The 11,880-nt window shown below is 52.0% G+C and carries 9 protein-coding genes; 3 read left to right on the forward strand and 6 right to left on the reverse strand.

From position 1 onward, the window contains the following. Positions 1 to 2: 2 nt before the first annotated feature. The 6 genes from ACFMKP_RS01605 to ACFMKP_RS01630 form a co-directional block, all read right to left on the reverse strand. Entirely contained in the window at positions 3 to 848 is an 846-nt protein-coding gene (locus ACFMKP_RS01605; RefSeq protein WP_382288462.1) for a hypothetical protein, read from the reverse strand. 9 nt (positions 849 to 857) lie between these two features. Further along, positions 858 to 1,232: a hypothetical protein gene (locus tag ACFMKP_RS01610; RefSeq protein ID WP_054535040.1), complete on the reverse strand. Its 375-nt coding sequence runs from the start codon at positions 1,230 to 1,232 to the stop codon at positions 858 to 860. 111 nt (positions 1,233 to 1,343) lie between these two features. Continuing rightward, entirely contained in the window at positions 1,344 to 2,570 is a 1,227-nt protein-coding gene (locus tag ACFMKP_RS01615; RefSeq protein ID WP_110519374.1) for an endo-1,4-beta-xylanase, read from the reverse strand. Between the two features lie 88 nt (positions 2,571 to 2,658). Continuing rightward, complete coding sequence (locus ACFMKP_RS01620; RefSeq protein ID WP_382288465.1) at positions 2,659 to 4,419, reverse strand: cellulase family glycosylhydrolase; 1,761 nt, start codon at positions 4,417 to 4,419, stop codon at positions 2,659 to 2,661. Positions 4,420 to 4,533: 114 nt separating this feature from the next. Beyond that, positions 4,534 to 5,379: a carboxylating nicotinate-nucleotide diphosphorylase gene (gene nadC / locus ACFMKP_RS01625; RefSeq protein WP_382288467.1), complete on the reverse strand. Its 846-nt coding sequence runs from the start codon at positions 5,377 to 5,379 to the stop codon at positions 4,534 to 4,536. Between the two features lie 237 nt (positions 5,380 to 5,616). After that, the gene (locus ACFMKP_RS01630; RefSeq protein ID WP_382288469.1) at positions 5,617 to 7,152 is read right to left on the reverse strand and encodes a nicotinate phosphoribosyltransferase; all 1,536 of its coding nucleotides are present in this window, start codon (positions 7,150 to 7,152) and stop codon (positions 5,617 to 5,619) included. Between the two features lie 314 nt (positions 7,153 to 7,466). Between ACFMKP_RS01630 and ACFMKP_RS01635 the strand changes: the two genes are divergently transcribed. The 3 genes from ACFMKP_RS01635 to glpX all read left to right on the forward strand — a co-directional run bounded on the left by ACFMKP_RS01635 (position 7,467) and on the right by glpX (position 11,759). After that, complete coding sequence (locus ACFMKP_RS01635; protein WP_382288471.1) at positions 7,467 to 9,146, forward strand: methylmalonyl-CoA mutase; 1,680 nt, start codon at positions 7,467 to 7,469, stop codon at positions 9,144 to 9,146. A 291-nt stretch (positions 9,147 to 9,437) separates the two neighbouring features. Continuing rightward, on the forward strand, positions 9,438 to 10,529 hold the full coding sequence (locus ACFMKP_RS01640; RefSeq protein WP_382288473.1) for an AAA family ATPase: 1,092 nt from the start codon (positions 9,438 to 9,440) through the stop codon (positions 10,527 to 10,529). 243 nt (positions 10,530 to 10,772) lie between these two features. After that, entirely contained in the window at positions 10,773 to 11,759 is a 987-nt protein-coding gene (gene glpX, locus ACFMKP_RS01645; RefSeq protein WP_338034188.1) for a class II fructose-bisphosphatase, read from the forward strand. The last annotated feature ends 121 nt before the right edge of the window (positions 11,760 to 11,880 follow it).

The following is an 11,880-nucleotide window of genomic DNA, read 5'->3' on the forward strand; positions in this document are numbered from 1 at the left end:
CCCTACATCCAATGCTGCATGACAACCAAGACAATGCCGCTGAGCAAGGCCACTGGCAAGGCGCGCGTATAGCACCAACGCAAGCTTTCGTTCAACGGCTGGCGCACTGTTGAGCCGTTGATGTAGCGGCCTACCCCAGCCAAAGCCAAGGTAGTGGCAACGGTCAAGGCTATGTGCAGCGACCAATGCAAGCCCGCCGTAATCGGAAAGCCCAACAGGGGGATTAATGTGAGCAGGACTGTTGCACGAATTGCCCGCCCCCACTGGGCTAGCTCGGCGCTAGCACGATTCAATTCTGCTTCGGGGCCGCCGGGCGTTAAGCTCCAATCATGGGCAAATGGCCCCCAACCGAGCGCAACCGGCAAGGCCATGGCGGCGGCAATCAAGGCCAAAACCCGCGCTGGCACAATGTTCCATTGCCAATTATCGCCTGTCCAGAGCGCAACGCCCAAGGCCAACCACAAGACAATCCGGCCTGCGCTACTCAATTGGGCCTCACGCATGGCTGCGCGCACACTTGAAGCCGCCAAACTTTGCAAGCCCGGCATCAGTGCCAGCATAAATGAGGTTTCGAGCAAGGCCCAAGCCAGCCACAATTGGCCTAAACGTGAGGTTGCTAGTGGCGAGCCAGCCCATGGCAAAAATGCAGGTGCAATTAAGCCCAAGAGCGCTGCGATTGCCAGACTAAGCGAGGTTTTGCCCCGCAATGCCGCCAATAGCCCGCGGCTCAAGCCACCCCCAGGCGCGTGCAATTTGGTAATCCCAATCACGGCGAGGGTCAAGAGCATTGTGGTAAGCATGCCTGGGTAGAGCAACGCAGCAATCAATTGTTCAATTAATGTATTCATAAGCGACCTTTAGTGTTTGGCGGTACGGGCGTTGAGCGCCTGAACGATGCCAGCCTGAATTGCCGTTACTGTCGGCGGATCGCCATCGATTTTCGCAGCAACCTGAATTTCTGGCAGTTCGGCCAAGCCACCGCGCCCAAACGGATGCCCATCGATGCTGGCGCGACCTAAGGCAATCAGCGGCGCACGATCAACGATAAAATCGCGCCAAACATTCATAAGTGCTGGGCGCAACAACAGTGGAATTGGCCCGGTCAGCACAAAAATATCAGCATGGGCCGGAGTGGCTGCCCAGGTTAGGTTGCGCGCGCTGCGGATAGCCTCGGCTAAAATGCGAACTTCGATGCCAGTTGAGCCAGCATTTAGATGATAAACCGCAATCACGCTGACCTCCATTTCGTATGAAACCGCGTGCTAGTATACCAGAGTCTGGGGGGCTATTGCGTGAGGAGTTTGATTCGGCATACAGCGTGTGCTCTATGCCGAATCAATCGTTTAGCGGCCTTCTTCGGTCTTGACGGCATTAACAAAGCCTTGAATTTTTTCAAAGACTGGCCGTGGACTCCAATCGGGGTTGAGAATCCCAAATGAGGCCGTTTGATCAAGCGGGTCGGGCGAGGTTACCGCGAAGTTGAGGTTCCACACAAACATCGTGGCGACCCATGGATAATCGCGGCGGGTCATTTGCAGCGCATCGAGCACATATTGGCCTTGTTGTTCAAGGCTAATTTCGTTGCCATACTCGTAGCCTGGGCTGGTATTTTGGGTTGCCCAGCCAAACTCTGTCACCCACACCTGATACTCGCTCATGCCATATTTATCCATCAAAATTTTGAGGTTTTCGATATGGCGGAAGTAGTGGGTTGGGCTTTCGAGCCAACCTGGGCCTGGGCCTGGCATATCGGGCCACAGGGTTGCAGGCGGGTTGTACGATGGTGAGGGATGGAAACCCACGCCATCGATGTGATCTTTGAAAATGCCATCTTTGTAGCTGAACATTTGCTCAAAGTAGGTCATATCATCGACTGCTGCTGGCGAATCGCCGGTTGAAGTCAACGCCCCTGAGATCACAAACGCTTCAGGATCAATCGGTTTGATCCGATTGTAGGCTTCAACTAAGAGATCGACATATTTGGTTGCGTCGATCGACTCACGTGAGCCACCATTTTCGTGATCAAGATTTTGCTCGTTCCAAATTTCGTAGGCTTGGACTTTGCCTTTGTATCGCACAACCAAGGCCTCGACGAAATCGCCAAAATCTTTGATGTTATCGGGCATGCCGTTGGTGCCATCGGCGCGTGCCCACGATGGCGAACGCACAATGCTCAACAGCACTTTGATATTTTTGGCGTTGGCATCGGCGACAATCGCATCAAGCTCGCCCCAGCCAAAGTTGCCCTTGGGGCCTTCAATATCTTTCCATTGAATTTGTTGGCGTACCCAATCGAAACTTGCGTTGTTCATCAAGGTTAAGGCGCGATTGCGATCGGTATAGTAGAGTTGGGCAGCTGCGCCATATTGCAAATAGGGCAAGGTTAATGGGTTGCCGCTGGTAACTGCTGGGTTCGTGCCCGTGGTTGGGGCCGCAGTTTCCGGCGTTGCTGTTGCTGCCTCAGGATTCGTTGGTTGGGCGGTAGGAGCGCTATCGCCACCACAGGCCGCCAAGATATTAACTGCGAGTAAGCAGCCCATGGCGGCACTTAACCAGCGTAATTTTCGCATATCAAACTCCTCGTCAGACAACAAACACGAAGATCAAACACTGGCTTCAGAGCGTGATCTTCGTGTTGTGTAAACCGACCTCGGTTAATTATTTATGGGTTGCTGCAAATTGTTGTAAGCGGGTATAGGCTGGGCGTGGGCTCCAATCAGGGTTCAATACCCCGAACGAAGCGGTTTCGTGCAGCGGATCAAATGAAGTCACCGCGAAGTTTAAGTTCCACACGAACATTGCGCCAACCCATGGAGCGTAATCGTAGCGAGCCATGTACATTGCTCGTTCGAGGTACGCGCCTTGTTCTTCGAGGGTGTTCGAGTTGCCATATTCAAAGCCTGGGCTGGTGTTGGCGGTTGCCCAGCCAATTTCGGTTACCCAAATTTGGCGGTCGCCGTTGCCACTGTTGGCCAGCACTTGATAGACATCTTCGATCCGTCGCCAGTAGAATTCTGAGTTGTCGCGCCAGCCTGGGCCTGGGCCTGGATTGTCTGGCCACTTGGTATCTGGTGGATTGTAGGTGCCACCAAAGTGCGCCCCAATTACGTCGACGTTGCTCCAGAATTTAGGAATTGCAAACATTTGGCTGAAGTAAATCAGCTCGTCAATTGCAATATCACTGCGATTGGTTGCGGTTGGCGTTGGCGAGCCAGAAACCACAATCGCTTCTGGGTCGGCAGCTTTCACGCCTTTGTAGGCATATTCAAGCATATCGACATAATATGAAGCGGTTGCAACTACGCCACCATTTTCAATCGCGTAATTTTGCTCATTCCAAATTTCGTAGGCTTGAACTTTGCCTTTGTAGCGTTGTGCCATGCGCTGCATGAAATCGCCAAATTTGGGGAAGTTGCGGCGTGATGGTAAGCCATGGGTGCCATTTTCGCTGGCCCATTCAGGCGAACGCACGACACTCAGCAGCACTTTAATCCCTTTGGCGTGTGCTTCGTTGACCACTTTATCCAACTCGCCCCAGTAGATTGTACCGTCGGCAGCTTGGAGATCTTCCCATGGTGCTTGTTGGCGAATCCAGCCGAAAGCTGCATTGTTGACCAATTGATACAAGCGATCGCGTTCTTGGTAGAAAGCTTGGACATTATAGCCATAGACAAAATCGGCTGGAATGGCTTCGGCGCGAGTGTGATAGCGGAAGAACCATTCTTTGACTGCCAATTTTGGCTCGTCTTTGTGTTCGTTGTAATATTGTTTGCCCAACAAACCAAGCAACACTTGATATTCAGGCTTTTCTTCTGGGTGATATTCGAAGCGGTTGCGTTCGAAATATTGGACCCAATAGACTTTGCCCGTATCGGGGTTCAGCTCTTGGAATGGCTCCGACAAAGGATAGCCAAACACCGACAAGCCACCATAATTGCGCCAGAAGGTCAAGAATGGGCCAGGGGTGTTGGTCAAGGTGTGTTCGGTTTCAGGGAACCAAACCGTGCCATTGTTGGGGTTAGCAACTGGCTTGAAGGCTGGCTCGTTTTCGCGACCCTTGGCCAATTCTTTGCCTAACAAGCGCCCAAGCACAAAGTATTTGTTGCCATTGGTTGGGTGATTGAAGTTTTCAGGGTGCTCTTCTAAGATGGCGCGTTCGAAATATTGCACCAAATAGAATTTACCAGGCTCGGTAAAGCTTTCTTGGACAAATGGCAAAGAAATAGGATAGCCCAAGACGCGCATAGCGTTTGGCGTATTCTTCCAAAATTGCCAAAAATAGTTGACCGCTGATTGCCCGGTTTCGGGGAAATACTGGGCTAAAGGCGGCGGCGGTGTAGCCTCGGCCTTGGTTCCAGGTAGCACTACGCCCATGGCAATAAGCATGAGCAGGCCAAGACGAACCCATCGTCGTCGCATGGCATTCTCCTTTTATCGAAGCACTAAATCGTTCGCAAGCAATTGCTTAGGTCTGACTGCGTAATAGTAGCATGCCCAACCTGATAAATTGCTTATAGCCTACTGATGAGCACGTTACGAATTGATTGCAATGTCCAAGCTGATGTCGAGCGCAACCGCTGAGTGGGTAATCGCGCCGCACGAAATGAGGTTCACTCCCGTTTCGGCAACGGCCCGAATCCGCTCAAGCGTAATGCCACCAGAAGCCTCAACCAAAGCCCGTCCAGCAATTAACTGCACCGCTTCGCTCATGGCTTCAATTGACATATTATCAAGCATGATAATGTCGGCTCCGCCATCAAGCGCTGCTTGTACCCCCGCCAAATCTTCAACTTCAACCTCGATTTTGGTGGTGTGCGGCGCGACAGCCCGTGCTCGCTGCACTGCGCCAACAATATCGTGGCCACCAAGCGCCAGATGATTGTCTTTGATCAACACGCCATCGCCCAAATTGAAGCGATGATTGGCTCCGCCGCCCGCCCGCACTGCAGCTTTTTCCAAAGCGCGCCAGCCGGGCGTGGTTTTGCGCGTATCAACCAATTTGGCTTGGGTTCCGGCGATTTTGGCAACATACAATGCCGTTTTGCTGGCAATGCCCGAAAGCCGCTGCAAAAAGTTAAGCATGGTGCGTTCGGCCATCAGCACCGAGCGCGCTGGCCCGCTGAGATAGGCCACAATCGTGCCATACTCAACTGTTGCGCCATCGTTCAGCATTGCTTGCCACTCTAAGGCTGGGTCGACCAAACGGCAAACTGCCGCCGCAACTTCCATGCCCGCGAGCACACCTTGATCTTTAACTAAAACATGGGCTTTGGCTGTTAAATCAGCCGGAATTGTGGCTAATGATGTTAAGTCGCCACCATCGAGGTCTTCTGCTAACGCCAATTCAATCAGGCGTTGAGTTGCTTGAGGAAGGTACATTGCACAAACACCATTGTCCTTGTACATTGGGTTTCGATTGTCAATCATAGCATAAAAATCCTTGTTGCGGGGATCAATCTGCCCAAGCGACCACGAATCCTGCAAACAACCCATGCTCAATGGTATTGCTCACAGGATTCTCTGGCAGTATCGATTTGGCTGATTGAATAATAAATTTATTAAAAATCTTTATAAATAAGCCATCAAATACGCATCTGCTCATTAATATGATCAGATTTAGCTTTTGCGCATCTCTTTAATTAAGTTCTGTTTCAATTCCCATAAGCGTTGGCTCAGCGAAACGTGATAGATGTGGGGATTGACCAAGCGCAACACGCCAGGATCAAGCCGCGCCAAATCGCGCACGCGGCGTTCGCGCAACTCGGCCAAATCGGGCACATCAACGACGCGCCGCCCAGAATCGAGCACAGTGGCATACAAGGCTTCAATGGTGTGGTCGGCAGGCGTGAGCGTGCGTTGTTTGCCTGCATCAGTTGGGTGATACAAATTCAGCGCTTCGCTTTGCTGGGGATGTTCGTCATCCAAGGTCAGCACATCGGCGCTAGCGCGGCCACGGCTATCATAGACCCGCCATGCTGCTTTACGGCCTGGCGTTGGGGTTTTCTGGGGGTTTTCCGAAAGCTTGATTGCAGGCTTCCATGTATCGCGATCAAATAATGAAACCAATTTGTACACGCCACCCAATGCTGGCTCGCCCCACGATGTGACCAAATGCGTGCCAACCCCAAAGACCAAGCGCTTAATCACAGCATCGGCTTCGAGGCCATAGCGCGGCGCTTCGGCGCGAATTTGGGTCAGAATTTGCCAAATCACCAGCTCATCGAGATTGTTTGAAAGCACAATTGCCACATCGGGAAAGCCAGCGCTATTGAGCATTTTGGCCGATTGAATACTGAGATAGGCCAAGTCGCCAGAATCAAGCCGAATGCCAACGGGTTTGTGGCCTTGGCGGCGCAGTTTTTCAAACACCTTGATTGCGTTCGGCACGCCACTTTCCAAGGTATTGATTGTATCGACGAGCAGCAATGTGTCGTCGGGGTAGGCTTCGGCGTAGGCTTCGAATGCGCCTAATTCGCCCATGCCCAAGGCCATGGCGGTTTGGACCAAGCTATGAGCATGCGTGCCGCTTGGTTGCACGCCCATATCGAGCGCTGCGCCGACATTCGACGAGGTATCAGCGCCGCCGATTAATGCAGCGCGGGTGGCCAAATTAGCTCCCCAGCCTTGGGCGCGGCGCAAGCCAAATTCCAAAAACAAGCCATCGCCAGCGCTTTCGCGCACCCGCGCCGCTTTGGTGGCAATCAAAGTGCTGAAGTTGAGCATATTCAGCAACGGCGTTTCGAGAATTTGGGCCAATACCAGCGGGCCTTCGACAATCGTCATTGGCACGGTATGGTGCACCACACGGCCTTCGGGAATTGCGCGAATCGTCAGATTGCGCAGATCGCCATATTTGCGCAGCCAGCCCAAGAAATCGCTGCTAAACAAAGGTTGGCCGGTGCGACCTTTCATGGTCGAAAGTGCGCCAATTTCGCCCTCGCCAAAGCGCGCCGTATCCATCCATTCGAGCAATGGTTGCATGCCTGCGGCTACTGCATAGCCCGCTGCATGCGCGCCATAATTGGGATAGGCCCGGAAATAGTGGTCGAACAAGGCTGGTCGCTCGTGCAGCCCCAAACGATAATAAACCTGCGACATGGTTAGCTGATATTGATCGGTGAAGAGAATGCCATGTTGAAAGCGCGTTGTCATCTATCACGTCCTTTACAATTGTAAATTGACTTAGTGTCTATAATACACTAATTAACAAGAATTGCAATATGATCCACGAAGGACACGAAGAGCACGAAGGATGGAACCGCGAAGAGCACGAAGGACACGAAGGTTAAGTTTTTCGCCACAGATTGGCACAGATTTGTTTGATTATGCTTTCCCAAAGCCTAGCGCCAATGGCCCATAGCCTGATCCCTTTTGATTTCTGATTTCTGCCTTCTGACTTTCTTTGCTACAATGGATGCATATCGCATGAACGTTGAGATTTTTCATAACCCAAGGGGGAAACGACGATGTTTAGTCCCGATCAGTTAGCTCAAATGCGGGCGGCGCAGGAGCGCTGGAACGATGAAACGCTGGCTCCGACGCTCCAGAAAACTCCTGAACGTCCGGCGTTATTTAGCACCGTCTCAAGCGAGCCGATTCAGCGGTTGTATACGCCGCTCGATATTGCCGATACCGATTATGCCAAGGATATTAGCTTCCCTGGCGAGTTTCCCTATACCCGTGGGATTCACCCAACTGGCTATCGTGGCAAGCTCTGGACAATGCGCATGTTTGCTGGTTTTGGCACTGCTGAAGAAACCAATGCTCGCTTTAAATATCTGTTGAGCCAAGGCCAAACTGGGCTTTCGACCGCCTTCGATATGCCAACCCTCTATGGTCGCGACACCGATCATCCCTTGGTTGAAGGCGAATTTGGCAAGTGTGGCGTGGCCGTCACTTCGTTGGCCGATATGGAAATTTTGTTCGATGGCATTCCATTGGATCAAGTGACCACATCGATGACGATTAACTCGCCAGCGGCGATTGTTTGGGCGATGTATATTGCGGCGGCTGAAAAACGCGGCTTTCCGCGCGCCAAATTGGGTGGCACACTCCAAAACGACATCCTCAAAGAATATGCAGCCCAAAACGAATATATTTTCCCAATTGCCCCATCAATGCGCTTGGTCGTCGATACGATTGAATTTGCTGCGCAACACATGCCCAAGTGGAATCCAGTCTCAGTTAGTGGCTATCACATTCGCGAAGCTGGCTCAACTGCGGCCCAAGAATTAGCCTTTACGCTTGGTGATGGCTTGGCCTATGTCAAAGCCTGTATCAAACGCGGCATGAATATTGATGATTTTGCGCCACGAATTTCCTACTTCTTCAATGCCCACAACGATTTCTTCGAAGAAATTGCCAAATATCGCGCTGCACGGCGGGTTTGGGCACGCCAAATGCGCGATGTCTATGGCGCGAAAAATCCCCGTTCGTGGTGGATGCGTTTTCACACTCAGACCGCTGGCGTTTCGCTTACCGCCCAACAACCAGAAAACAACATTGTGCGGGTCGCAATTCAAGCGCTGGCAGCGGTCATCGGCGGCACGCAATCGTTGCACACCGATGCCATGGACGAAGCGTTGGCCTTGCCATCGGAAAAAGCGGTGACAATTGCGCTGCGTACCCAGCAAATCATTGCTGAAGAAAGCGGTGTGATCAACACCGTCGATCCGTTGGCTGGCTCGTACTTTGTTGAAGCCTTGACCAACCGCATGGAAGCAGAATGTCTCGATTACTTCCGCCGCATCGAAGAGCAAGGTGGCATGGAAGCTGCATTGGAAAAAGGCTGGATTCAACAACAAATTGCCGATTCGTCGTATCGTTTCCAGCAAGAGGTTGATAGCGGCCAGCGCGGCTTTGTTGGGGTCAACAAATACACCGTTGATGACCCAATTGAAATTCCAATTTTGCAAATGGACCCCAACGGCGAGAGCAAACACATGGCACGTTTGAACAAAGTGCGCAATGAACGTGATCAAGCGCGTTGGGCGGCAGCTATGAATGATTTGCGCCAAGCAGCGCAAGGCGATCACAATCTGATGGAACCAATTTTGGCAGCGGTCAATGCCTATGCCACCTTGGGCGAAATGTGCGATGTGCTGCGCGAAGTCTTTGGTGTGTATCAAGAAGTGATGATTGTCTAATTTGAACAAAGAGCATAGAACATAGCTGTACTGGTTCATTACGTTAACGACGATTCCTCCTCACCCCCGAGCCTCCGCTCCTGCCTGCGAGGCGAGGGGAACCACGAAACCCGTGCTCCCCTCGCCCGCGTTCAGTGGGAGAGGGGCTGGGGGTGAGGGCATGTTCTTGATTGCCAATCCAATGAACTAGTACACATAGCTCTTTGGAACTTGCTAAGTTTCGAGTATCATAGACGTATGCTCAACTAACGCTTTATTATGTTCTATGCTCTTTGTTCTATGCTCTAATTTATGAAACAACGCTATTTTTCCACAACACCCATCCACGATCCGCGCGACTTTGTTGGGCGTGAGCGTGAAATTGTTCAAATTAACGAAGCCTTGGCGGCTGGTCGCTCGTGTGCAGTGATCGGCCCCCAAGGCAGCGGCAAAACCTCGTTGCTGCATCATATTGGCCAAGCAGTGGCCATGGTGCTCGACGAGCCTCCCCAAGTTGTTTTTCTCAGCCTAACGCGGGTTAATGATGCCCGTGATTTGTATTCGCCAATGTTGCGGGCTTTGCGCGCCAACGGCGACGATGAGCTAAGCCTAACCCAAGCCTTTAACGAAACCAATACCCCACCAATGTTGCTGTTGCTCGACGATTTGGAATCAGCGGGCTTGGGCTGGATTGGCGTTGTGCGCAGTGCGTTGCGTGGTTGGGTTAACCAAGGCTTTTTGCAAATTGTAGCGGCCAGCAGTCGGGCGCTTGATCACGTTGCGCCTGATTTGCAAAGCACGCTCAGCCAAATCACACTGCCACCAATGCCTGAGCGCGAAGTGCGCAGTTTAATTGATACCCTGACCCAAAGTGCCAAGCTTGAGCCTGATCCCGCCACGATCAATCAAGTCATCAATCTGGCTGGTGGCTATCCCGCTGCAATCAAATTGGCCTTGGAAACGTGGGCACAGTCGCAAGCGACAACGGGCTTCGATTGGCAGCAAGTCTTTCGTGAGCAGCAACAGCAAGCAGCCCATGCCAGCAACGGCTTGGGCGGCTATAGCACAATGATTGAAAGCGAAGCCCTGCCAACCAAGGTCAAGCAACATCCTGCTCAGCAGAGCAAACCACAAACCAAAGCCGAAGAACCGCAACGCCCGCGCACCTACAAAGCCGACGACCCAAGCGAATTTTTGATTATGCTGATTTTATTTTCGCTGGCGGTGTTGCTTGGCTATTTGGTTGGCTCGTGGTTGGGCCTTGTGGTTGGGCTGGCGGTTTTGGGCATGTGGGTTGGCTTGGCGCATGCGATGGTGCGCTGGCGTGGCAATGGCGCGCTGAGCCATATCTATGTGCGAGCCACACGCTGGCTGCCCTTGGTGGGCCGTTTTGCACCCAAATAGTTCCCACATATGCTGATTGACACTAGGACTAAGAACCTACTACGTTGTGGTAAAAAACTATGGTATTATCAGCCGCAGTTAGGCGAACCAAAGGCTCACACGCTTAATTCAACATCCTACAAAATTGATTGTGCTCGTTAGCAATCATCAATTGCTGCCGACTTTGCGAAATATGGTACAATCGCATTTTTAGAATAATCGTAAAGCTCGCAAGCGATGATATTGCGCAACAAGGAGGTTGGCATGAAGCTGGAGCGTAATTTGGGGTTTGATCTCCAACGGGCAACGGAAGCGGCTGCGTTACGGTCAGCCCGCTGGATGGGTCGGGGCGATAAGAACGAAGCCGATGGTGCGGCGGTCGATGCCATGCGTTTTGCGCTCAATGCCACCGATATGGATGGGATTGTGGTGATTGGCGAGGGCGAAAAAGACGAAGCACCAATGCTCTACATTGGCGAGCAAATCGGCAACGGCAACGAGCCAAAGGTTGATATTGCGGTCGATCCGGTTGAAGGCACGACTTTGCTGGCGCAAGGGATGCCGGGGGCAATTGCGGTCGTCGCAGCAGCCGAACGTGGCAGTCTTTTCAACCCGCCTGGGATCGTCTACATGGATAAAATTGCCGTTGGCGAATCGGCCAAGGGTAGTATTGATATCAATGCTTCGGTCGAGGACAATATCCGAAGCGTTGCCAAAGCACTTAAAAAACGGGTCGAAGATGTAACCGTGATTGTGCTTGATCGGCCCCGCCATCACGACGTTATTGCGCGGATACGTGAAATGGGTGCGCGGATTAAACTGATTTTGCATGGTGACGTTGCAGCGAGCCTCATGCCGAGTATGCTTGAGGCCCCCGCAGATATTCTGATGGGCATTGGCGGAGCACCAGAGTCGGTGATTTCGGCCTGTGCCATGAAGTGTACTGGTGGCGAGATTCAATGTAAGCTCTGGCCTCGCAATGATGGTGAGCGCGACCTAGCCCGTCAGAATGGCTTGGATCTCGAAAAAGTGTACACGACCAACGATTTGGTACAAGGAGACAATATTTTTTGGGCGGCGACGGGAATTACGACCGGAGACTTTCTCAAAGGCGTACAATTTTTTGGGTGGGGTGCTACCACTCACTCGTTGGTTATGCGTTCGGCCTCTGGCACAGTGCGCTACATCGAGTCTCGTCACCGTTGGGATAAATTGATGCGGATCTCAGATTTGCCGTTTGCTGAGCACTAAATCTATCATTGCTGCATAAGTTAGAAATTGCTTAAAATTGAGCAACGTCATGCGAAAAATGGCGTTGCTTGCTTTTGTCAGTCGTGGTATACTGCGTGCGACGCATTTGGGAATCCCCTTC

The sequence above is a fragment of the Herpetosiphon sp. NSE202 genome, assembly GCF_042688385.1.
Lineage (GTDB): Bacteria > Chloroflexota > Chloroflexia > Chloroflexales > Herpetosiphonaceae > Herpetosiphon.